The organism is Streptomyces sp. UC4497 (genome assembly GCF_054871485.1).
Genome location: NZ_JBTYHB010000042.1, coordinates 1 through 22,478, shown reverse-complemented (window position 1 = coordinate 22,478; position 22,478 = coordinate 1). Strand labels below are relative to the sequence as shown.

Sequence of the window (22,478 nt, the reverse complement as noted above, 5' to 3'; positions counted from 1 at the left end):
GGCACTCGTGGCAGCGTCACCCGGCCGCTGCGTGTGCGCCACTTGAGGAAGCCCGTACGGGTTTCATCGGGGTCGGCGGGGCAACCCGGAAGAACATGTCTGCGAATCGGCATTACCGAGGGACCAACGAGGCCGCCCGGACCGTGGCGATCGTCGCCGATGCACTGGCCCTGATCCTGGGCCTGTGGATCCTGATGTACCTACTGGACGCGAACCGCGGAAACGACCTGGTCCAGGTCGTCCACGACGCGTCCGCGTGGCTGGCCGCCTGGTCGCACGACCTCTTCACTTTCGATGCGGACTGGGCCCGCGTCGTCGCCGGCTACGGCCTCGCGGCCGTCGTCTACCTCTTCGTCGGCCACGCCATCGCCAACCGACTGCGCCGGTACTAGCCCCTGTCAGCGGCGCAGCAGTCCGGTTCGACGCCCGTGGGGAGCAGGCCGCCGCCGAACACGGAGCACGTGGCCTCGTCGCCGCCGAGGGCCGCCACCGCGAGCAGCACGGAGCCCGCGGTCCACGTGGTCAGTTCCTCCGGCCAGATGGCCTTGTCGTCGAAGACGTAGCCCGTCCAGTACAGGCCGGTCTTCGGGTCGCGCAGGTGCTGGATGTCCTGGAGGATCTCGAGCGCCCAGTCGGACTCGCCCACCGCCCAGAGCGCGAGGGCGAGTTCGGCGCTCTCGCCGCCGGTCACCCACGGGTTGGGGACCACGCAGCGCACCCCGAGGCCTGGCACGACGAACGTGTCCCAGTCGGCCTGGATGCGCTCCTTCGCCTCGGCTCCGCGCAGGGCGCCGCCGAGGACCGGGTAGTACCAGTCCATCGAGTAGCGGCCCTTGTCGAGGAACCGCTCGGGGTGGCTGCGGATGGCATGCCCGAGCGCGCCGAGCGCCAACTCCCAGTCGGGCTGCGGCTCTTCGCGCTGTTCGGCGATGGCGAGCGCGCAGCGCAGGGCGTGGTGGACGGACGAACTGCCGGTGAGGAGCGCATCGTTGACCGGCGTGCCGTCCGGTTCGCGCTTCCAGCCGATCTGGCCGCCGGGCTGCTGGAGGCGGAGCACGAACTCCGTCGCCGCGCACACGACCGGCCACATGCGGTCGAGGAAGGCGTCGTCGCCGGTGGAGAGATAGTGGTGCCAGACGCCCACGGCGATGTACGCGACGAAGTTGGACTCGCGGCCGCGGTCCGTCACATCGTCCGGGTCGCCGTCGCGGTAGGCGGCGAACCAGGAGCCGTCCTCGCCCTGGTGCCTGGCCAGCCACGCGTAGGCGCGCTCGGCGGCCTCGTGCTCGCCGGCCACGTCGAGCGCCATGGCGGCCTCGGTGTGGTCCCACGGGTCGAGGTGGTGCCCGCGGAACCACGGGATGGCCCCGTCCGCGCGCTGCACGGCGAGTATCCCGGCGACGGTCTGCGCGGCCTGATCAGCCGTCAGCACACCGGGGAGTACGAGGAGTTCGGTCCGCTCCGGGCTGCTCACTCAGCGGCCCCGTCGGCCTTCGGCAGGTGCGGCTTCGTGGCGTACGCGACGAAGCTCTTGCCGACGACGGGGTTGAGGAGACCCTCGGCGACCCGGGTGAGCGCCGGCTTCTTCATGATGTCCCAGACCAGGAGCTTGTGGTACGCCTTCACCGGCAGCGCCTTGTCGTTGTCGACGCCGAACGCGCACTTGAGCCACCAGTACGGCGCGTGCAGCGCGTGCGCGTGGTGCGTGCCGTACGGCTTGAGGCCCGCCTCGCGCATCTTGCCGAGGAGCTCGTCGGCCTTGTAGATGCGGATGTGGCCGCCCTCGACCTCGTGGTACTCGTCGGAGAGCGCCCAGCACACCTTCTCGGGGCCGTAGCGCGGCACGGTGACCGCGATCCGGCCGCCCGGCTTCAGCACGCGCACCATCTCGGCGAGCACCCCCTTGTCGTCGGGGATGTGCTCCATCACCTCGCTGATGATGACGACGTCGAACGACTCGTCGGGGAAGGGGAGTTGGAGCGCGTCCCCCTCCATGGCGGTCGCGGTGGCGCCCGCGGGGGCCTCGCCCGCCTCCTTCATCGCGGCGAACCACTTGGCGACCTCGGCGATCTCGTCCTTGTTCTGATCGAGGGCGACGACCTGTGCCCCGCGCCGGTAGCACTCGAACGCGTGCCGTCCGGCCCCGCACCCGAGATCGAGGACGCGGTCGCCCGCGGCGAGCGGGAAACGGGTGAAGTCGACGGTCAGCACGTGGCCCTGCTTTCCTGGGGGGTTTCGGTGACAACTTCGTTGCGTACGGGGCGAGTCGACCGGGGTGCGGTCTCCATCGCCTCGCGGTAGAGCTCTGCGGTGCCCTGCGCGGCGCGCGCCCACGTGAAGCGTTCCAGGACGCGGGCACGGCCTGCCGCGCCGAGCCGGGCGCGCAGTTCACGGTCGCCGAGCAGCCGGGCGAGGGACTCGGCGAGCGCGCCCGGGTCGGCGGTCGGCACGGCGAGGCAGGTCTCGCCGTCGCGGCCCGCCACCTCGGGGATCGCGCCGCCGGTGGTGGCGACGAGCGGGGTGCCGGTGGCCATGGCCTCGGCGGCGGGCAGCGAGAACCCCTCGTAGAGGGAGGGCACGCAGGCGACCTGCGCCGAGCGCACGAGGTCGACGAGCTCCTGGTCGCTGATGCCCTTGACGAACTCGACGGCGCCTTCGAGCCCGTACCGCGCGATGGCCCCCGCGACCGGCCCCTCCTCGGGCCGCTTACCGACCACGACCAGATGCGCGTCCGGCTGCTCGGCCCGCACCTTGGCGAGCGCCTCGACGAGGTACACAAGGCCCTTGAGCGGTACGTCGGCGCTGGAGGTCGTCACGATCCGGCCCGGCACCTCCGCCACGGCCGGATTCGGCGAGAACAGATCGGTGTCGGCGCCGATGTGCACGACGTTGATCCGCCCGGGACGCACGCCCAAGTGCTCGACGATCTCGTCGCGGGACGTGCCGGAGACGGTGACCACGGACGGCAGCCGGCGCGCGACGCGCTTCTGCATGCGCGTGAACGCGTACCAGCGGCGCTTGGACATCCGCTGCTGCCAGTTCTCGGCGGCGTCCAGCTCCAGCTGCCGGTCCACGGTGATCGGGTGGTGAATGGTGGTGACGAGCGGGCCGCCGATGTCCCCCAACAGCCCGTACCCGAGCGTCTGGTTGTCGTGCACGACGTCGAACTCGCCGCGTCTTGCCCGCAGATGACGGCGGGCGCGCAGCGAGAACGTCAGCGGCTCGGGGAAACCGCCGGTCCACATGGTTCCGACTTCAAGAGCGTCGACCCAGTCGCGGTACTCGGCGAGCTTGGGTGTACGAAAGGGGTCGGGGCTGCGGTACAGATCGAGGCTCGGCAGCTCGGTCAGCGAGAGCCCCGCCAGGTCCTCGCCCTCGTCGAGCACGGGGTACGGCTGGGAGCCGATGACCTCCACGCGGTGCCCGAGCCGGACCAGCTCCCGCGAGAGGTGCCGGACGTATACGCCCTGACCACCACAGAACGGGTTGCCTTTGTACGTGAGGAGAGCGATACGCAAGGACTCCGCGGTCACTCCAGGCCACCCTTCTTCCTGCTTGCCCGTGGACACTACGTGGGGACGCTAATCTAGAACAAGTTTCAGACTTGATCGTTCAAGAGCATCGAATCTACCGGCTGGTAGCCGGGCCGTAAGAGGTGGATCGGGTGATTCACGCCACGGCAGGCGCCACGGGACACGGAAAGCTTTCTGATGACAGCTCCGGACGCGAGAACCACCACCCGCACGACCCCCGCGCTCACCGAGCGTCAGGAGGCCAGGCGCCGTCGCATCCTGCACGCCAGCGCGCAGCTCGCGGCGCGCGGTGGCTTCGACGCGGTGCAGATGCGGGAGGTCGCCGAATCGTCCCAGGTCGCGCTCGGCACGCTGTACCGCTACTTCCCGAGCAAGGTGCACCTCCTGGTCGCCACGATGCAGGACCAGCTCCAGCACATGCACACGACGGTCCGTAAGCGGCCGCCGTCCGGCGACTCCCCCGCGGAGCGGGTGGCCGAGACGCTGATGCGGGCCTTCCGTGCGTTGCAGCGGGAGCCGCATCTCGCGGATGCGATGGTGCGGGCGCTGACCTTCGCGGACCGGAGCGTGAGCCCTGCGGTGGACCAGGTGTCGCGGCAGACCACGGCGATCATTCTCGACGCGATGGAGCTCGACGACCCGACCCCGGAGCAGTTGTCCGCGGTGCGGGTCATCGAGCACACGTGGCACTCCGCGCTGATCACGTGGCTCTCGGGCCGCGCCTCCATCGCCCAGGTCAAAATCGACATCGAGATGGTGTGCCGGTTGATCGACACGACCGGGCCCAAATCCAGCCCCTGCGGCGATTGAGCAGCGGGGTCCGGGGCAGAGCCCCGAGACCTCAGCCACGGCCCAGGCCGCGATTCAATCCTCCGGAGGAAAGACAACCTCCCCCGTATCCGCCAGCGCCAGCGTGATCGCCTCGACGGGGCAGCCCTCCGCCGCCGCGAGGATCTTCTCGTTGGCGTCGGCCTCCGGGTCGACCGGGTGCGACTGCCGCGCACTGTCGAGCCGGAACCCGTCCGGCGCGGTGTTCACACACATCGCGGACCCGATGCACACGCTCCGGTCGACCTCCACATGCCACCGGTCACCCATGCTCAGCTCGCCTCCGGCTCGTACCCCGCGGGCAGGTGGATCATCTTGTGCTCGAAGTACTCCCCGTACCCCTCGGGCCCGAACTCCCGCCCCAGGCCGGAGTTCTTGTAGCCGCCGAACGGCCCGAGCATGTCGAGGCTGAACGTGTTCACGCTGTACGTGCCCGTACGCACCTGCCGCGCGATGTCGACCCCGTGCGCTGTGTCGGCGGTCCACACGCTGCCGCTGAGGCCGTAGTCGGAGTCGTTGGCGATCTTGATGGCCTCGGCCTCGTCCCCGTACGGGAGCAGGCAGATGACCGGCCCGAAGATCTCCTCGCGGGCGATCCGCATGGAGTTGTCGACGTCGCCGAAGAGGGTCGGTTCGACGTACCAGCCCTGTTCGAAGCCCTTCGGGACCCCGCCGCCGGTGAGGATCTTGGCGCCCTCCTGCTGGCCGATGCGTATGTAGTCGAGGGAGCGCTGCTGCTGGCGCTGGGCGACGAGCGGGCCGAGTTCGGTGGCCGGGTCGAGCGGGTCGCCGATCTTCAACGCCGACGCCGCCGTGGAGAACGCGTCGGCGAACTCGTCGTAGCGCGAGCGCGGGACGAGGATCCGGGTCTGCGCCACACAGGCCTGGCCGTTGATCATCCAGGCGAACGGGACGATGCCGGAGACGGCGGCGCCCGCGTCGGCGTCCTCCAGGACGACGGCCGCGGACTTGCCGCCGAGTTCGAGGGTGACGCGGGTGAGGTTGCGCGAGGCGACCTCCATGACGCGCTTGCCCGCGGCGACGGACCCGGTGAAGGAGACCTTGTCGACGCCGGGGTGACCGACCAGGTACTCGCTGACCTCACGGTCGGCGGAGAGGATGGAGAGCACGCCCTCCGGGAGCCCCGCCTCCGTGGCTATCTCGGCGAGCAGATACGCGTCGAGCGGTGTCTCCGGCGAGGTCTTGAGGATCACCGGGTTGCCGGCGAGCAGCGCGGGCGCGAGCTTCGCGGCGGCGGTGAACTGCGGGACGTTCCACGGCACGATGGCCGCGACGACGCCGACGGGCTCGCGGCGCACGAGGAGCTTGCCGAGGGCGCCGTCGCGCGTCTCCTCGTACGTGAAGCCCCGGGCGACGTTGATCGCGGAGTCCCAGACCATCATCGCGGCGAGCGCCTGCACCATGACGCCGGAGGTGTACGGGGTGCCGTTCTCGCTGCTGATGACGCGGGCGATCTCCTCGTGCCGGACCGCGAACGCGTCCTTGATCTTCGCGATGATCTCGATGCGCTCGTCGAGGCTCATCCGCGGCCAGGGGCCGTCCTCGAAGGCGCGGCGGGCGACGGCCACGGCGCGGTCGACATCGGCGGGCGCGGCGTGCGGCACCCGGCCGAAGACCTCGCCGGTGTGCGGCGAGACGACCTCGATGACGTCCTTGCCGAGCGGGTCGGTCAACTCCCCGCCTATGAACAGCTGTCCGTGTTCCACGAGCTCGGTCATGGCTGGCATCCTCCGGGCACGGCTTTTCTGACGGTGTTTCAGAACTGATACCAGTTCTAGTTGCGATCCGGAAGGGTGGTGCACGGGCCGCGACCACCCGCTGAGACGCTCTCGCGGATACGGTTCGCCGGGGCGACCATTGAAACGAGTTCTACAAGTTCCCGTACAGTGACCGCAGTTCGGCTGGAGCGGCGGAGGGTGTCCGATGGCAGAGGCGACAGAGGCGACGCAGGTGACCGACCACAGCGGGGGCGTGCACAGCATCCGCGTACCGATCCCCGACAACCCGCTCGGCTTCACCCTCGTCTACCTGGTCGACACCGACGCGGGCCCGGTCCTCATCGACACGGGCTGGGACGACCCGACATCCTGGGACGCCCTGACCACCGGCCTGACCGCCTGCGGCACGAGCGTCGAGGACCTCACCGGCGTCCTGATCACCCATCACCACCCGGACCACCACGGCCTGTCGGAGAAGGTACGGGAGGCGTCCGGCGCCTGGATCGCGATGCACGAGGCGGACGTGGCGGTGGTCCGGCGCACCCGGGAGAACAAGCCGGAGCGCTGGTACGCGTACATGGTGCGGAAGTTGGTCGCGGCCGGTGCGCCCGAGGAGCACATTGCCCCGCTGATCGCGGCCCGCGACTCCGGCAAGCAACGCCAACTGCCGGGCTTCGCGCCCGCGTTGCCGGACCGCACCATCACCCCCGGCGACCTGCTCGACCTGCCGGGCCGCAGGCTGCGCGCGATCTGGACGCCGGGCCACACGCCGGGGCACGTATGCCTGCACCTGGAGGAGGAACACCCCGCGGGCCGCGCGGGCAACGGCCGCCTCTTCTCCGGCGACCACATGCTGCCCGGGATCACCCCGCACATCGGCCTGTACGAGGACCCCGACGACGCCACCGTCACCGACCCGCTCGGCGACTACCTCGACTCGCTCGAACGAGTGGGGCGGCTCGACCCGGCGGAGGTCCTCCCGGCGCACCAGCACACCTTCACCGATGCCCCGGCGCGGGTGGCCGAGTTGCTGGACCACCACGAGGACCGCCTGACCGGCCTCCTCGCCCTCCTCTCCTCCCCCCTCACCCCATGGCAGCTCGCCGAACGTATGGAGTGGAACCGCCCGTGGGCCCAAATCCCTTACGGGTCACGGACGATCGCGGTGTCGGAGGCGGAGGCTCACCTGCGCCGCCTGCAGAAGTCGGGCCGGGTGGAACAGGTCGCGGGCAGCGATCCGGTGACGTACCAAGCAAGCCCGCACTAGGTCCTGTCGTCGAACTCCCGCCCCAGGGAGGATCTTTGCCGTGCCCTGATGGAAGGCCCGCCCCCGCAGGCGTATGTTCTGGCCACAAGAGCTCGCACGAGCTGGAACGACAAGGGGGCGCCCGCCGATGACGCCGGACGAGGCTGTGGTCGGCCAAACGGGGAAGCTGGTTCTCGGCACACGTGGGGCCGCCGGTCCGGGTGAGGTGTTGGTGCAGGTCAGGGGCGGAACCGAGACCTTTCTCGCGTACTCGGACGAGCCCCTGGAGCGGGGCGCCACCGTGCTCGTGATCGAGTCCCGCGGCTGCCGGCAGGTCGTGGTCATGGCCTGGTCCGACCCTCTTCTCCCCGGCGGCGAGGGCGACGCCCGCTAAGGAGACGTACAGGCATGTTCGGATATCGCGTTCCCGCGCCCGACGAGGCGATGCTGATCTCGGGCGGCAGGCGGGGACTTGGGGGAGCGCCGTTCCGCGTCGTCACCGGACACGGGAAGTTCGTGCTCCCCGTGTTCCGCAAGACCCGCTTCCTGTCGCTCGCGATGAGCGAGGCGGAAGTCGTCGAGAAGTGTGTGACCAAGCAGGGCATCGCCCTGACCGTGCGCGCCGTGATCGCCTTCAAGGTCGGCAACGACCACGAGTCGATCGTCAACGCCGGTCAGCGCTTCCTCTCCGACCAGGACCAGATGTCGGTCCTCACCGGGCGCATCTTCGCCGGTCATCTGCGCTCGATCATCGGCTCGATGACGGTCGAGGAGATCGTGACCGAGCGGCAGAAGCTCGCCACGGAGGTCCTCGACACGTCGAAGGCCGAGATGGCGAAGATCGGCCTGCACGTCGACTCGCTGCAGATCCAGTCCATCGACGACGGCCAGACCGGGTACATCGAGGCGATGTCGCGCCCGCACAAGGCCGCGATCCAGCGGCAGGCGCAGATCGCGCAGGCGCAGGCCACGCAGGCGTCCGCCGAGGCGGAGCAGGCGGCGGCCCGCAAGCAGGCCGAGTACGCGCGGCAGACCGCGATCGTGCAGGCCGAGTACAGCGCCGAGGTGGACCGCGCCAAGGCGCAGGCCGAGCAGGCGGGTCCGCTCGCGCTCGCCCACGCCCAGCAGGAGGTCCTCGCGGCCCAGACCGAACTGGCCATGAGGCAGGCCGAGTTGCGGGAGAAGCAGCTGGTGTCGGAGGTCGTCAAGCCGGCGCAGGCCGACGCGGAGCGCATCCGCGTCCTGGCTCTCGCCGAGGCGGAGCGGATGAAGATCCAGGCGGAGGCGGCGGCGTCGTACGACCGGGTCGCCCTCGACCGCATGCTCATCGACCAGCTGCCGCAGATCGTGAAGGAGGCCTCGGCGGGTCTCGCCGGGGCGAACGTCAACGTTCTGAACGGGGCGGATGGTCTGGGCGAGATCGCGGCGGGCCTGGTCGGCCAGGGCCTCACCATCCTGGACTCGGTCCGCAAGAACCTCTCCGGCGAGGGGTCGGGGGGCTTCGGCTCGGCGGTCGAGCCCTACGTAGGCGCTCCGCGCGGCAGCGACGACGGCCCGGTGGACATTTCCAGCCCCGCCGGCGCTTGAGGCGCGGGGTCCGGGGCGGAGCCCCGAGGCCGTCACGCCGGTGCGGCATTTTCAGCCCCGCCGGCGTTTGAGGCGCGGGGTCCGGGGCGGAGCCCCGCGCGGGTGGCCGGGGCGGAGCCCGGGGGCCGGAGCCACCCCGCCGGGTACAGTAAAGACGTCGTCAGTACGTACGTACGAGGGGAAGCCGGTGCAAATCCGGCGCTGACCCGCAGCCGTGACAGCCGGAATGCCTCATACGTACGCGCTCGGCTCAGGACCGTCGAGGAATACGGAGCCGGAGCCGCCCGGTACCCCCGTGTGCCGCGCCGCCCCGCTCCCCGCAGGGAGAGGCACCCGCCCCACCATGAACATTCGCCGCAGCGCCGCGCTCGTCGCCGCGACCGTCGCGATCGGCGCCATGGGCGCGCAGGCCGCGAGCGCGGACAGCGCCTCCCCCTCGCCGAAGACGGTCGTCCCGTCGGGCCTCTACGGCAAGGGCGACCCCACGTACGACGGAGTCTGGCGGCAGTCGCTGGCGCTCGTCGCGCAGGACACCGTGGGCGTGAAGCCCGCGGCGAAGGCCGTCGACTGGCTGGCCGGGCAGCAGTGCGAGAACGGCGGCTTCGCCGCCTTCCGCGCCGAGCCCACCAAGCCCTGCGACGCCAAGACCAAGATCGACAGCAACGCCACCGCGGCCGCCGTCCAGGCCCTCGCCGCGGTCGGCGGCCGTGACGGCGAGGTCGCCAAGGGCGTCGACCGGCTGAAGAAGACCCAGAACGCCGACGGCGGCTGGGGCTACAGCCAGGGCATGGACAGCGACGCGAACTCCACGTCCGTCGCCATCGGCGCCCTCGTCGCGGCCGGTGAGAAGCCGTCCGAGGTGAAGTCGGGCAAGGGGAAGACCGGCACCGACGCCCTCGCCTCGCTCGCCCTCCCCTGCTCCAAGGGCAAGGACGGCGGCGCCCTCGCCTACCAGCCGGACAAGAAGGGCGAGCTCGCCGCGAACGCCGACGCCACCGCCGCCGGTGTGCTCGGCGCCCTCGGCACCGGCTTCGCGCCCGGCAAGGGCACGGCTCCGGACGCGTACACCTGCGAGGACGGCAAGAACGCGAAGGACATCGCGCACAACGGCGCCGTCTACCTGCAGAACCAGCTCGACACCCACCTCTACCTGAAGTCCCAGCTGGCCGGCGCCACCGATCAGCCCGACTACGGCAACACCGCCGACGCGGTCACCGCCGTCGCCGCGGCGGAGGGCGTCAAGGCCACGAAGGACTCGTACACCTGGCTGGAGAAGAACGCGAAGGGCTGGGCCGCGCAGACCGGACCCGCCGCCTACGCCGAGCTGATCTTCGCGGCGCACGCCACCGGCAACGACCCGCGCGACTTCGGCGGGACGGACCTGGTGAGCGCGCTCAACAAGACCGGCCCGGAGCCCGCCTCCACGAAGTCGTCCGCGTCGGACTCGGACGAGAAGAAGGACGACGGTGGCAGCGGTGCCAACTGGTGGATCATCGGCGTGATGTTCATCGCGGCCGTGGGCGCCGGTTTCCTGCTCAGCGGCCGCAAGAAGCAGCAGCCGTGACCGCGCGCAGGTCGGCCGGGCTCGGCGGGCTCGTCGTAGGACTGCTCGTCGCGCTCCTCGCCATGACCGTCGCCCCGGCGCAGGCTGCCGGGTACCGGTACTGGTCGTTCTGGGAGCAGGACGGCTCCAAGAACACCAAGAACACCTGGACGTACGCGACGGCGGGCCCCTCGCAGACCAAGCCGGACGACGGCGACGTGCAGGGCTTCCGGTTCGCGGTGAGCGCGGACTCGAAGGACGCGAAGCAGCCGCGCGGCGCCGCCGACTTCGACACGATCTGTTCCGGCACATCCGCCGGGGACGGCAAGAAGCGGATCGCGCTCGTCATCGACTCCGGCACGGCGGCCGACGCCCCGGGCGGCGAGACCCCGCCGAAGCCGCGCACCGCGTGCGCGCGGGTGGCCGAGAACGCGACGAGCGCCGACGCCCTCGCCGCCGTCGCGAAGCCGCTGCGCTACGACAGCAGCGCGATGCTGTGCGCGATCTCCGGCTACCCGAAGTCGGGCTGCGGCGAGCAGGTGTCCAAGGAGACGCCCGACAAGACGCCCTCGACGCCGTCCGCGAAGGACTCCGCCTCGCAGTCCGACGACGACGGCGGCCCCTCGGTCGGCCTCATCGCGGGCATCGCCGTGGTCGTCGTGCTCGGCATCGCGGCCGGCGTGCAGGCCCGACGCCGCCGCCGCTGACGCATGGCCGCCTCCCAGCTCCGCGCCCCCAGGGCCCACCGCTCCAACTCCCTGCACCCGGGCGCCTGGTGGATCTGGGCGCTCGGCCTCGGCACGGCCGCGTCCCGCACCACGAACCCGCTGCTGCTCGCGATGCTGATCGGCGTCGCCGGGTACGTGGTGGCGGCGCGCCGCACGGAGGCGCCGTGGGCGCGTTCGTACGGGGCGTTCGTGAAGCTGGCGCTGGCCGTGCTCGGCATCCGCCTGGTCTTCGCGACGCTGCTCGGCTCGGCGATCCCGGGCACTCACCTGCTGTTCACGCTGCCAGAGATGCCGCTGCCGGAGTGGGCGCAGGGGGTACGGATCGGCGGCCCGGTGACGCTCGAAGGCCTCGTCTTCGCGCTCTACGACGGCCTGAAGCTGGCCACGCTCCTCATCTGCGTGGGCGCCGCCAACGCGCTCGCGTCCCCTTCCCGACTGCTCAAGTCGCTGCCGGGCGCGCTGTACGAGGCCGGGGTCGCGGTCGTCGTGGCGATGACGTTCGCCCCGAACCTGGTCGCGGACGTCCGCAGGCTGCGGGCGGCGCGACGCCTGCGCGGCCGTCCGGACCGCGGTCTGCGCGGGCTGATCCAGGTCGGACTCCCGGTCCTGGAGGGCGCGTTGGAGCGCTCGGTCGCACTGGCCGCCGCCATGGACGCGCGCGGCTACGGCCGCACCGCCGAGGTGCCGCCCACCGTCCGCCGCGCCACGGCCGCGCTCACGCTGGGCGGCCTCATCGGGGTGTGCGCGGGAACGTACGGGCTGCTCGCGGCGTCCGGCGCCGGGTACGGGCTCCCGGTGCTGCTGGCCGGGGTCGCCGCCGCGCTCGGCGGGCTGTGGCTGGGCGGCCGCCGCACGGTGCGGACCCGCTACCGGCCCGATGTGTGGGGCGTACGCGCCTGGCTGGTCGCGGCGTCCGGGGCGGTGGCCGCGGCGGTCATGATCTGGACCGGCACCCGGGACCCGGCGTCCCTCCAGCCGCCGGTGGTCCCGCTCGCGGCGCCGGAGCTGCCGCTGTGGCCGGCGGCGGGCATCCTGCTCGGCCTGCTCCCGGCCTTCCTCGCACCCGCTCCCGACAGGCCGACTCCCGACAAGCCGATTCCCGACAGGCCGATTTCCGACAAGCAGACGGAGGCGTCGTCATGATCCGCTTCGAGAACGTCTCCGTGACCTACGACGGCGCCTCGCGCCCCACCGTCGACGGCATCCAACTCCACGTCCCCGAGGGCGAGTTGATGCTCCTCGCAGGACCGTCCGGGGTGGGCAAGTCCACGCTCCTCGGAGCGGTGAGCGGACTGGTCCCGCACTTCACGGGCGGCACGCTCGCGGGCCGGGTCACCGTCGCGGGCCGCGACACCCGTACGCACAAGCCGCGCGAACTCGCCGACGTCGTCGGCACGGTGGGCCAGGACCCGCTCGCGCACTTCGTGACGGACACGGTCGAGGACGAACTCGCGTACGGCATGGAGTCGTTGGGCCTGACCCCGCCGATCATGCGCCGCCGCGTGGAGGAGACCCTCGACCTCCTCGGCCTCGCGGACCTGCGCGACCGCCCCATCTCCACGCTCTCCGGCGGCCAGCAGCAGCGCGTCGCGATCGGCTCCGTCCTCACCCCGCACCCCCAGGTCCTCGTCCTCGACGAACCGACGTCCGCCCTCGACCCGGCAGCGGCGGAAGAGGTCCTCTCGGTCCTGCAACGCCTGGTCCACGACCTGGGCACGACAGTCCTGATGGCCGAACACCGACTGGAACGGGTCATCCAGTACGCGGACCAGGTGGCCCTGCTCCCGGGCCCGGGCAAACCCTTGACGGTGGGCCCCCCGGCCGACGTCATGGCGGTCTCCCCGGTATACCCACCGGTGGTCGGCCTGGGCCGGTTGGCGGGCTGGGACCCACTGCCACTGACGGTGCGCAACGCGCGACGCGCGGCAACCGACCTGAAACTCCGGCTCGCGCAATCAACGCCGGGGGCCGATCGAGCAGCTCGGGCAGATCAAGCCCCTGCGGCGATTGAGCAGCGGGGCATGGGGCAGAGCCCCAATCAAGCCCCTGCGGCGTTTGAGCAGCGGGGTCCGGGGCAGAGCCCCGCGACGTCAGCCACGTTGGCCGCAACCAAGAACCTGGGCGTACGCCGAGGCCGTATCGAAGCCCTCCGCCACATCACCCTCACGGTCACCACCGGCGAGGTGCTCGCTCTGATGGGCCGCAATGGCGCCGGCAAATCAACCCTGCTCTCGACCCTCGTCGGCATGATCAAGCCGACCTCCGGCACGGTCACGACCGGCGGTGCCACCCCCCACAAAACAACGCCCCGCGACCTCATCCGCAAGGTGGGCCTCGTACCCCAGGAACCCCGCGACCTGCTCTGCGCGGACACGGTCGCAGCGGAGTGCGCGGCGGCGGACAAGGACGCGGCCGCCGCCCCCGGCACCTGCCGGACCCTCCTGACCGACCTCCTCCCCGGCATCGCCGACGACACCCACCCCCGTGACCTCTCCGAGGGCCAGCGCCTCACTCTCGCCCTGGCGATCGTGCTGACGGCGGCCCCGCCGCTCCTCCTCCTCGACGAGCCGACCCGCGGCCTGGACTACGCGGCCAAGTCCCGGCTCGTCGCGATCCTGCGGAACCTCGCGGCCGAGGGCCACGCCATCGTCATGGCGACGCACGACGTGGAACTGGCGGCGGAGCTGACCCACCGCGTGGCGATCCTCGCGGACGGCGAGATCGTGGCGGACGGCCCCACCCCCGACATCGTCACGTCGTCCCCGTCCTTCGCCCCGCAGGTCGCGAAGATCCTTGCGCCGCAGCGCTGGCTCACGGTTTCCGAGGTAGAGAAGGCCCTGGCATGACGGGGGCCACGACACCACCGCCCGGCACGGGCCGCGCGAACCCCGTACGCCTCGGCCCTCGCTCCATAGCGGCGCTGCTCCTGGTGAGCGCCGTCGGCATGGTCGGCATCGGCTGGCCGTTGATCACCGGACCCGGGTCCGAGGTGAACGCGCACGCGCAGGACGCGCCCTGGCTGTTCGCGGCGCTGCTCGTGCTGCTGGTCGCCGTGGTCGCGGCCACGATCTCGGAGTCCGGCATGGGCCCCAAGGCGGTGGCGATGCTCGGTGTGCTGGCGGCCGCGGGGGCGGCGCTGCGACCCATCGGCGCGGGCACGGCCGGCCTGGAGCCGATGTTCTTCCTGATGGTCCTGAGCGGCCGGGTCCTCGGTCCCGGCTTCGGCTTCGTCCTCGGCTCGCTCAGCATGTTCACCTCGGCGCTGCTGACCGGGGGTGTGGGTCCCTGGATGCCGTTCCAGATGCTGTCGATGGGCTGGTTCACGATGGGTGCGGGGCTCCTCCCCGGCGCCCACGCCCTGCGCGGCCGCGCCGAGCGCGTCATGCTCGCCGCCTACGGCTTCCTGGCCGCGTTCGCGTACGGCACGATCATGAATCTGGCGGGCTGGCCGTTCATGAACGCGCTGGCCTCCTCCGTGGCGTACCAGCCGGACGCCGCGCTGCACGAGAACCTGGCCCGCTTCCTCGCGTACTGTGCGGCGACCTCGCTGGGCTGGGACCTGGGGCGTGCGGCGCTCACCGTCGTACTGACGCTGGTCGCGGGCGGCGCCGTCCTCAAGGCGCTGCGCCGGGCCACGCGGCGGGCCGCCTTCGAGGCCCAGGTCACATTCGACGAGCCGCGGGCGTGAAGCCCCCCACATGACCCACGTCACGTACTAAGCGGGACCGTAGTCCCTTCGCACACCTTCCCTACGTCACACAACGGACATTTACCCCACTAACCACCAAGTCCGACCTTCCTTAGTAAAAGCCGACATTGCCTACACCCCTCGGTCTTTGTTTCTGTGGAGCAACCGCAAGGCACCACGCCCTGCCACTCCCTGCCTCCCACGGAAGGTTCCGTTTTGACCGCCACGCTCCTGCGCCGTATCGCCACTCCGAAGAAGGCCATCGCCGGCGTCACCCTCGCCGCCGCCACGACCGGTTTCCTCTTCGCATCGGCCCCGGCCCAGGCCGCGTCGACGTCGGGCTCGGCGAAGGCCATCGCCCAGCAGAAGATCTCGAACTCGGCCCAGTTCAGCTGCTTCGACAAGATCGTGTCCCACGAGAGCGGCTGGAACCCGAACGCGACGAACGCCTCCACCGGCGCCTACGGCCTCGTCCAGGCGCTGCCCGCCAACAAGATGGCGTCGGCCGGCGGCGACTGGAAGACGAACCCCGAGACGCAGATCGAGTGGGGCGTCAAGTACATGAACGACCGCTACGGCAGCGCGTGTGGCGCGTGGAGCCACTGGCAGTCGAACGGTTGGTACTGATCGCCTCCGGCGTTGAGCCAGCCATCCCCTCGCGGCAAATCAAGCCCCCGCGGCGATTGAGCGGTGGGGTCCGGGGCAAAGCCCCGTGACTTTGACCCCAGTGAGGGGTTGCGGTCGCGGGGCTCCGCCCCGGGCCCCGCTGCTCAATCGCCGCAGGGGCTTGATGTGCTCACCCGCCCCGAAGGCACCCGCAGGTTTACAGCCGCTGGATGATCGTCCCCGTCGACAGCGCCCCGCCCGCACACATCGTGATGAGCGCGAACTCCTTGTCCCTGCGCTCAAGTTCATGCAACGCCGACGTGATGAGCCGCGCCCCCGTCGCCCCCACCGGATGCCCGAGGGCGATCGCGCCGCCGTTCACGTTCACCTTCTCCAGGTCCTGCTCGAAGACCTGCGTCCAGCTCAACACCACCGACGCGAACGCCTCGTTGATCTCGACGACGTCGATGTCCTTCAAGGACATCCCCGCCTTGCCGAGCACCGCCCGCGTCGCATCCACCGGCCCGTCCAGGTGGTAGTGCGGGTCCGCACCGACCAACGCCTGCGCCACGATCCGCGCCCGCGGCTTCAGCTTGAGCGCCCGCGCCATCCGCTTCGACGCCCACATGATCGCGGACGCCCCGTCGGAGATCTGCGAGGAGTTGCCCGCCGTGTGCACGGCCGTCGGCATCACCGGCTTGAGCTTCGCGAGGCCCTCCATGCTCGTGTCACGCAGACCTTCGTCACGGTCGACGAGCCGCCACATGCCCTGCCCCGCGGCCTGCTCCTCCTCCGTGGTCGGCACCTGCACCGCGAACGTCTCGCGTTTGAAGCGCTCCTCGGCCCAGGCGGTGGCCGCCCGCTCCTGGGATATGAGGCCGAGCGAGTCCACGTTCTCCCGGGTCAACTCCCGCCTGCGCGCGATGCGTTCGGCGGCCTCGAACTGGTTGGGCAGGTCCACGTTCCACTCGTCGGGGAACGGCTTGCCCGGCCCGTGCTTGGACCCCGAACCCAGCGGCACCCGCGACATCGCCTCGACGCCGCACGAGATACCCACGTCGATGACGCCCGCCGCGATCATGTTCGCGGTCATGTGCGAGGCCTGCTGGGACGAACCGCACTGACAGTCCACCGTCGTCGCGGCCGTCTCGTACGGCAGGCCCATCGTGAGCCAGGCCGTGCGCGCCGGGTTCATGGACTGCTCGCCCGCGTGCGTGACCGTGCCGCCGACGATCTGCTCGACGCAGTCCGGCTGGATGCCCGTACGGCCGAGGAGTTCGCGATAGGTCTCGCCCAGTAGATAGGCGGGATGCAGATTGGCCAGCGCGCCGCCGCGCTTGCCGATCGGGGTGCGTACGGCTTCGACGATGACGGGCTCGGCTGCCATGACCTACGTCCTCTCCAGGATTCCCGGACCAGCACGACCAGAACTGGACGAACCTCGCGCGGACTGCCCGCACACGAAACTAGAACGCGTACCAGTTCTGCTTGCAGTCTCGGGGCCCTTACCCCCGGTACGCAAGGGGCGTGCACGCACATCGCACCGAACCAACACGTCCGCGGGCCTTGCTACTTCTAGAACCCGTTATTACCTTCCAAGCCATAACTGACGGCTCGTCAGACCACCACGGGAGTGACTCCATGCCGTGCCCCGCGCTGCCCGACGGGTTCGACTTCACGGACCCCGACCTCCTCCAACACCGCGTTCCCCACCCGGAGTTCGCCCAGCTCCGGCAGACCGAACCGGTCCGCTGGATCCAGCAGGAGACCGGCATCTCCGGCTTCGACGACTCCGGCTACTGGGCCGTGACCCGACACGCGGACGTCAAATACGTCTCCACTCACCCGGAGATCTACTCGTCCAACATCAACACCGCCGTGATCCGCTTCAACTCCTCGATCGAGCGCGACCAGATCGACGTACAGAAGATGATCATGCTCAACATGGACCCGCCCGAGCACACCCGGGTACGCCAGATAGTGCAGCGCGGGTTCACCCCGCGCGCCATCCGGTCCCTGGAGGAGAAGCTGCGCAACCGCGCCGGCGACATCGTCGCCAAGGCGGTCCAACAGGCGGGCCCCGACGGCTCGTTCGACTTCGTCACGAACGTCGCCGTCGAGCTGCCGCTGCAGGCCATCGCCGAGCTCATCGGCATCGAGCAGAAGGACCGCTCCAAGGTCTTCGACTGGTCCAACAAGATGGTCGCGTACGACGACCCGGAGTACGCGATCACCGAGGAGATCGGCGCCGAGGCCGCCATGGAGATCGTCGGCTACGCGATGAACCTCGCGGCCGACCGCAAGAAGTGCCCGGCCAAGGACATCGTGAGCCAGCTGGTCGCGGCCGAGGACGAGGGCAACCTGTCCTCCGACGAGTTCGGCTTCTTCGTGATCCTGCTCGCCGTCGCCGGCAACGAGACGACCCGCAACGCCATCACCCACGGCATGCACGCCTTCCTCACCCACCCCGACCAGTGGGAGCTCTACAAGCGGGACCGCCCGAGCACCGCGGCCGAGGAGATCGTGCGCTGGGCGACGCCGGTCGTCTCCTTCCAGCGGACCGCCACGCAGGACACCGAGCTCGGCGGACAGAAGATCAAGGCGGGCGACCGGGTCGGCCTCTTCTACTCCTCCGCCAATCACGACCCGGAGGTCTTCGAGAACCCGGACACCTTCGACATCACCCGCGACCCCAATCCGCACCTCGGCTTCGGCGGCGGCGGTCCGCACTTCTGCCTCGGCAAGTCCCTGGCGATCCTGGAGATCGACCTGATCTTCAACGCCCTGGCGGACGCGGCACCGGATCTGCGCCTCACGGGCGATCCCCGACGGCTGCGCGCTGCGTGGCTGAACGGAGTGAAGGAACTTCAGGTCGCTGCTGCCGGGGCCCCGACAACACGTACGTGAGCCCGAACCCGGCCCCCACCACCACCGCCCCGCCCACCGCATCCAGCACCCAGTGGTTCCCCGTCGCCACGATCGCGGACGCCGTGAACAAGGGGTGGACGAGGCCGAGCGCCTTCATCCACCACTTCGGGGCGAGCGCCACGATGACGAGGCCGCACCACAGCGACCAGCCGAAGTGCAGCGAGGGCATCGCCGCGTACTGGTTGGTGACCGCGGTGAGCGTCCCGTAGTCCGGCTGTGAGAAGTCCTGCACACCGTGGACCGTGTCGATGAAGCCCAGCGTGGGCATCAGGCGCGGCGGCGCGAGCGGGTACAGCCAGAAGCCGACGAGGGCCAGGACCGTCGCGAAGCCGAGGGAGGTGCGCGCCCAGCGGTAGTCCGCGGGGCGGCGCACGTAGAGGACCGCGAGGACCGTCAGCGGCACCACAAAGTGAAAGGACGTGTAGTAAAAGTCGAAGAAATTGCGCAGCCATCCGACCGAAACGACCGCATGGTTCGCCCAGTGCTCGATGTCGATGCCCAGGAACCGCTCCACCGCGTGCACCTGCGCCCCGTGCTCCTCGGCGCGCGGTCTGCCGCCCGCCGCGACGATCCTGACCTGCTGATACGCGGAGTATCCGACGCGGATCAGGAGCAGTTCGAGCAGCAGGTTGGGGCGGGCGAGCGCGCGCCGCCACACCGGCACCAGCGGCACCCACGCCCAGCGGGCCGGAACCGGCTCCGTATAAACGGTGGGCCGCGCGGCCCCGAAGGCCGGATCCGTGCGCCGGAGGAAGGGGACGGCGCAGGCCGCGGCGAGCACGGCGACCAGCACGAGGTTGTCCCGCAGCGGCGCGAGCACCGGCAGCTGCGGCAGTACCGCGGAGGCCGGGAGCGTCATCACCAGGACGACGGCGACCGGCCACACCGCCCGGTCGGCGGTCTTGGCCCCCACCCGGCCGACGACCGCGAGCAGTACCCACAGAAGCTGGTGCTGCCAGGTCGTCGGGGACACGGCGACCGCGACACAGCCGGTGACCGCGACGGCGAGCAGCAGCTGCCCGTCGCGCGCGTACGTGATGGAGCGGCGCAGGCCGAGGACGGCCACGGCGGCGCCGAGGGCCAGGAAGAGGGCGATCTCCAGCGGCCCTTGGAGCCCCAGGCGCAGCAGCATGCCGTGCAGTGACTGGTTGGCGGTCGCGGCCGGATCGGCGGCGAGGCCGGTGCCCGCCACGTGATGCACCCAGTACGTCCATGAGTCCTGCGGCATCGCGAGCCAGGCGATGCCGGTGCCCGCGGCGAAGGCGGCGCCCGTCGCGGCGGCGGCCCGCCTGCGCCCGGTGAACCACAGCAGCGGCGCGAACAGCAGCACGGTCGGCTGGAGCGCGGCGGCGACGCCGATCAGGGCGCCGGACGCCGTCTGCCCGCGCACCGCGAAGCAGCCGAGCAGCACGAGCAGGACCGGCAGGATGCTGGTCTGGCCGAGCGTGAAGGCGTTGCGCACCGGCAGCGACAGCATGAGCAGACTGATCGCGACGGGCGCCGCGAACAGGGCCGTACGCCGGGACACGGGCGGCGGCAGGGCGCGCGCGGCGACCACGCCGAGCGCTACGACAAGGGCCAGCGAGCCGAACGTCCAGCCCCAGCCGAGCGCCTGCTCGGCCGCGCGCGCGAGCGGCTTGAGGACGAGGCCCGCGAACGGCGGACCGGTGAACCGGTCGGGCGCGTCGTACAGCGAGCCGCTGACATGCAGCACCCCATCGGGTCCGATCCAGGTCTCCAGATCGGTGAGTCGCTCACCCGGAGGAGCGCTCAGCACCGCAACAAGTTGACGCGCGCCCAGTACGGCCGCGATCAGCCACAGGCCGGCGCGCAGCACGCCGAGCCGCCCCGTCACCGGATCAGTGGATCCCGGCGCCGCCCCTCCATGCTCCGCGTTCGCCACGCCTTTCGGACCTCCCGCTCAACTCGACCGGATCACCGACATTCACCGCACATCCAGATAAGACGCAGGCAACTGCTCCTTCACCTGTCTGTCCACCGGAATTTGACGGGTAGGCAGTGTCTTCGGCCACTTTGTCCCGTCCTTCACACGTGCGGTTCCGCGACATAGATCACAAGAATTTGCATCAGCACCGTGCGAAGGCTTTGACGTTTCCCCAGGCCAGAAAGGGTTTCCTCACGGAGGGGAGTTAACTGAACACTACCCGTTGCGGGCGCGGGCGCCCCTATGGTCGATGCGTCGGCCGTTCCGCGTGAACGGCCGTTGCTCATGTCCCCGACGAAAGGAAGGCGAAGGACCCGTGTCCAGCGCCACTTCCATCGCCCCCAGTACCGTCAGGTCCTCCGCCCCGGCGAAGGACCGCACCTCATCCGAGCCCACCACCACCGACCCCGCGCTGGTCAAGCGCGCGGTCAAGGCGGCGGCCCTCGGCAACGCGATGGAGTGGTTCGACTTCGGCGTCTACGGCTACCTGACCGCGACGCTCGGGCACGTCTTCTTCCCCGCGGCATCGAGCACGGCGCAGGTCCTGTCCACGCTCGGCACCTTCGCCGCCGCCTTCCTCGTGCGCCCCATCGGCGGCGCCTTCTTCGGCCCGCTCGGCGACCGCATCGGCCGTCAGCGCGTTCTCGCCATCACCATGATCATGATGTCGGCGGGCACCTTCGCGATCGGCCTGATCCCGTCGCACGGCGCCATCGGCATCTGGGCCCCGGTGCTGCTGATCGTGGCCCGTATGGTGCAGGGCTTCTCGGCCGGTGGTGAGTACGGCGGTGCCTGCACGTTCATCGCCGAGTACGCGCCCGACAAGCGCCGCGGCTTCTTCGGCTCGTTCCTGGAGCTCGGCACGAACGCCGGTTACGTCGCCGGTGCCGCGCTCGCGACGGTGCTCACGACGACGATGGCCACCGACGACCTCTACAGCTGGGGCTGGCGCATCCCGTTCCTGGTCGCGGGCCCGATCGGCCTGGTCGGTCTCTACGTCCGGATGAAGCTCGAGGAGACCCCGGCGTTCAAGAAGCTGGCGGACGAGGCCGAGGCGAAGGAGAAGTCCCGCCCGAAGCCGAAGCTGAAGGAGATGTTCGTCGGCAACGCGAAGCCGATGTTCCTGTGCATCGCGCTGGTCCTGGTCTTCAACGTGACCGACTACATGCTGCTCTCCTACATGCCGACGTTCCTGAGCGAGGAGCTCAGCTACGACGCCACGCACGGCACGCTGATCCTGATCGGCGTGATGCTGCTGATGATGGCCGTGCAGCTCCCGATGGGTCTCGCCAACGACCGCTTCGGCCACCGCTGGGTGATCGGCATCGGCTGCGCCGGCTTCCTGGCGCTCTCCATCCCCGCGCTGCTGCTGATCCAGCAGGGCTCGACCTGGGCGATCGCGCTCGGCCTCGCCGCGCTCGGCCTGCTGCTCGTCTCCTTCACCTCGTCGATGCCCTCGACGCTGCCCGCGCTGTTCGACACGAAGGTCCGCTACGGCTCCCTGGCCGTCAGCTTCAACCTGTCCGTCTCGATCTTCGGTGGTACGACGCCGCTGGTCGTGGCCTCCCTCATCGCGGCCACGGGCAACCTGATGATCCCGGCGTACTACATGATGGCCGCGGCCGTCATCGGCGGTATCGCGGTGTGGCGCATGAAGGAGTCCGCGGGCAAGCCGCTGCCGGGGTCGCCGCCGGCGGTGTGAGGCACGCGTAGTCCTTGCAAGAGGGCGGGGGGGGGGGGGGGGGGGGGGGGGGGCGCCGGGCCCCCCGCGCCCCCCCCCCGCCCCCCCCCCGGGCCCCCCCGGCCCCCCCCCCCCCCCGGGGGCCCCCCCCCCCCGGCCCCCCCCCCCCCCCCCGGCCCCCCCCCCCCCCCCCCCCGCCCGCGCCCCCCCCCCCCCCCCCGGCGGGGGGGCCCCCGCCCCCCCCCCCCCCCCCCCCCGCCCCCCCGCGCCCCCCCCCCCCCCCCCCCCCCCCCCCCCCCCCCCCCCCCCCCCCCCCCCCCCCCCCCCGCCCCCCCCCCCCCCCGCCCCCCCGCCCCCCGCCCCCCCCCCCCCCCCCCCCCCCCCCCCCCGCCCCCCGCCCCCCCCCCCCCCGCCCCCCCCCCCCCC

The 22,478-nt window shown here is 71.0% G+C and carries 20 protein-coding genes and 1 riboswitch; of the genes, 13 read left to right on the top strand and 7 right to left on the bottom strand.

All coding sequences use genetic code 11. The features are described 5' to 3' along the window. The first annotated feature begins 95 nt into the window (after positions 1–95). On the top strand, positions 96–392 hold the full coding sequence (locus ACYSUO_RS36310) for a hypothetical protein (protein WP_426903875.1): 297 nt from the start codon (positions 96–98) through the stop codon (positions 390–392). Here ACYSUO_RS36310 and ACYSUO_RS36305 read toward each other — a convergent pair. From ACYSUO_RS36305 to ACYSUO_RS36295, 3 genes are read right to left on the bottom strand one after another with little or no spacing between them, the layout of a single operon-like run. Beyond that, positions 389–1,474 (bottom strand): prenyltransferase, encoded by a 1,086-nt coding sequence (locus ACYSUO_RS36305; RefSeq protein WP_461780464.1) that lies wholly within the window; start codon positions 1,472–1,474, stop codon positions 389–391. The genes ACYSUO_RS36310 and ACYSUO_RS36305 overlap by 4 nt on opposite strands. After that, positions 1,471–2,211, bottom strand: a complete 741-nt coding sequence (locus ACYSUO_RS36300) for a class I SAM-dependent methyltransferase (RefSeq protein ID WP_327663571.1) — start codon at positions 2,209–2,211, stop codon at positions 1,471–1,473. Before ACYSUO_RS36300 ends, ACYSUO_RS36305 begins: the two co-directional genes overlap by 4 nt. Beyond that, the gene (locus ACYSUO_RS36295) at positions 2,205–3,533 is read right to left on the bottom strand and encodes a glycosyltransferase family 4 protein (protein ID WP_461780463.1); all 1,329 of its coding nucleotides are present in this window, start codon (positions 3,531–3,533) and stop codon (positions 2,205–2,207) included. Before ACYSUO_RS36295 ends, ACYSUO_RS36300 begins: the two co-directional genes overlap by 7 nt. A 177-nt stretch (positions 3,534–3,710) precedes the next feature. On the opposite strand from ACYSUO_RS36295, the gene ACYSUO_RS36290 reads away from it, so the two are divergent. Then, the gene (locus ACYSUO_RS36290; protein WP_461780462.1) at positions 3,711–4,343 is read left to right on the top strand and encodes a TetR family transcriptional regulator; all 633 of its coding nucleotides are present in this window, start codon (positions 3,711–3,713) and stop codon (positions 4,341–4,343) included. 54 nt (positions 4,344–4,397) lie between these two features. Here ACYSUO_RS36290 and ACYSUO_RS36285 read toward each other — a convergent pair whose 3' ends face one another. Then, positions 4,398–4,631, bottom strand: a complete 234-nt coding sequence (locus ACYSUO_RS36285; protein ID WP_426903871.1) for a ferredoxin — start codon at positions 4,629–4,631, stop codon at positions 4,398–4,400. A gap of 2 nt (positions 4,632–4,633) precedes the next feature. Next, positions 4,634–6,100 carry an aldehyde dehydrogenase gene (locus tag ACYSUO_RS36280; RefSeq protein WP_461780461.1) on the bottom strand — a complete coding sequence of 489 codons (1,467 nt, stop codon included), beginning with the start codon at positions 6,098–6,100 and terminating at the stop codon, positions 4,634–4,636. A gap of 205 nt (positions 6,101–6,305) precedes the next feature. Between ACYSUO_RS36280 and ACYSUO_RS36275 the strand changes: the two genes are divergently transcribed. The 9 genes from ACYSUO_RS36275 to ACYSUO_RS36235 all read left to right on the top strand — a co-directional run bounded on the left by ACYSUO_RS36275 (position 6,306) and on the right by ACYSUO_RS36235 (position 15,519). After that, the gene (locus ACYSUO_RS36275) at positions 6,306–7,367 is read left to right on the top strand and encodes an MBL fold metallo-hydrolase (RefSeq protein ID WP_461780460.1); all 1,062 of its coding nucleotides are present in this window, start codon (positions 6,306–6,308) and stop codon (positions 7,365–7,367) included. A gap of 127 nt (positions 7,368–7,494) precedes the next feature. After that, entirely contained in the window at positions 7,495–7,740 is a 246-nt protein-coding gene (locus ACYSUO_RS36270) for a hypothetical protein (RefSeq protein ID WP_327663566.1), read from the top strand. A 14-nt stretch (positions 7,741–7,754) separates the two neighbouring features. Next, positions 7,755–8,933: a flotillin family protein gene (locus tag ACYSUO_RS36265; RefSeq protein ID WP_461780459.1), complete on the top strand. Its 1,179-nt coding sequence runs from the start codon at positions 7,755–7,757 to the stop codon at positions 8,931–8,933. Between the two features lie 164 nt (positions 8,934–9,097). Continuing rightward, positions 9,098–9,173, top strand: a riboswitch (adenosylcobalamin-variant (AdoCbl-variant) riboswitch). 103 nt (positions 9,174–9,276) lie between these two features. After that, positions 9,277–10,497: a prenyltransferase/squalene oxidase repeat-containing protein gene (locus ACYSUO_RS36260; RefSeq protein ID WP_461780458.1), complete on the top strand. Its 1,221-nt coding sequence runs from the start codon at positions 9,277–9,279 to the stop codon at positions 10,495–10,497. 62 nt (positions 10,498–10,559) lie between these two features. Beyond that, a complete protein-coding gene (locus ACYSUO_RS36255; RefSeq protein ID WP_461780510.1) occupies positions 10,560–11,183 on the top strand; it encodes an SCO2322 family protein in 624 nt (207 codons plus the stop codon). 3 nt (positions 11,184–11,186) lie between these two features. Beyond that, positions 11,187–12,347: an energy-coupling factor transporter transmembrane component T gene (locus tag ACYSUO_RS36250; protein WP_461780457.1), complete on the top strand. Its 1,161-nt coding sequence runs from the start codon at positions 11,187–11,189 to the stop codon at positions 12,345–12,347. Then, positions 12,344–14,050: an ABC transporter ATP-binding protein gene (locus tag ACYSUO_RS36245; RefSeq protein ID WP_461780456.1), complete on the top strand. Its 1,707-nt coding sequence runs from the start codon at positions 12,344–12,346 to the stop codon at positions 14,048–14,050. Before ACYSUO_RS36250 ends, ACYSUO_RS36245 begins: the two co-directional genes overlap by 4 nt. Continuing rightward, positions 14,047–14,892: an ECF transporter S component gene (locus ACYSUO_RS36240; RefSeq protein ID WP_461780455.1), complete on the top strand. Its 846-nt coding sequence runs from the start codon at positions 14,047–14,049 to the stop codon at positions 14,890–14,892. Before ACYSUO_RS36245 ends, ACYSUO_RS36240 begins: the two co-directional genes overlap by 4 nt. 216 nt (positions 14,893–15,108) lie before the next feature. Further along, positions 15,109–15,519: an aggregation-promoting factor C-terminal-like domain-containing protein gene (locus tag ACYSUO_RS36235; protein WP_461780454.1), complete on the top strand. Its 411-nt coding sequence runs from the start codon at positions 15,109–15,111 to the stop codon at positions 15,517–15,519. 196 nt (positions 15,520–15,715) lie between these two features. Here ACYSUO_RS36235 and ACYSUO_RS36230 read toward each other — a convergent pair whose 3' ends face one another. Beyond that, positions 15,716–16,885 (bottom strand): steroid 3-ketoacyl-CoA thiolase, encoded by a 1,170-nt coding sequence (locus ACYSUO_RS36230; protein ID WP_461780453.1) that lies wholly within the window; start codon positions 16,883–16,885, stop codon positions 15,716–15,718. 254 nt (positions 16,886–17,139) lie between these two features. Here ACYSUO_RS36230 and ACYSUO_RS36225 point away from each other — a divergent pair, with 254 nt between their 5' ends. Next, positions 17,140–18,405: a cytochrome P450 gene (locus ACYSUO_RS36225; RefSeq protein ID WP_461780452.1), complete on the top strand. Its 1,266-nt coding sequence runs from the start codon at positions 17,140–17,142 to the stop codon at positions 18,403–18,405. Here the strand turns inward: ACYSUO_RS36225 and ACYSUO_RS36220 are convergent. Further along, positions 18,311–20,329 (bottom strand): bifunctional glycosyltransferase 87/phosphatase PAP2 family protein, encoded by a 2,019-nt coding sequence (locus ACYSUO_RS36220; protein ID WP_461780451.1) that lies wholly within the window; start codon positions 20,327–20,329, stop codon positions 18,311–18,313. The two genes, ACYSUO_RS36225 and ACYSUO_RS36220, sit on opposite strands and share 95 nt — an antisense overlap. Before the next feature lie 358 nt (positions 20,330–20,687). Here ACYSUO_RS36220 and ACYSUO_RS36215 point away from each other — a divergent pair, with 358 nt between their 5' ends. Continuing rightward, positions 20,688–22,073, top strand: coding sequence for an MFS transporter (locus ACYSUO_RS36215; RefSeq protein ID WP_461780450.1), 1,386 nt, complete (start codon positions 20,688–20,690; stop codon positions 22,071–22,073). Positions 22,074–22,478: the final 405 nt, after the last annotated feature.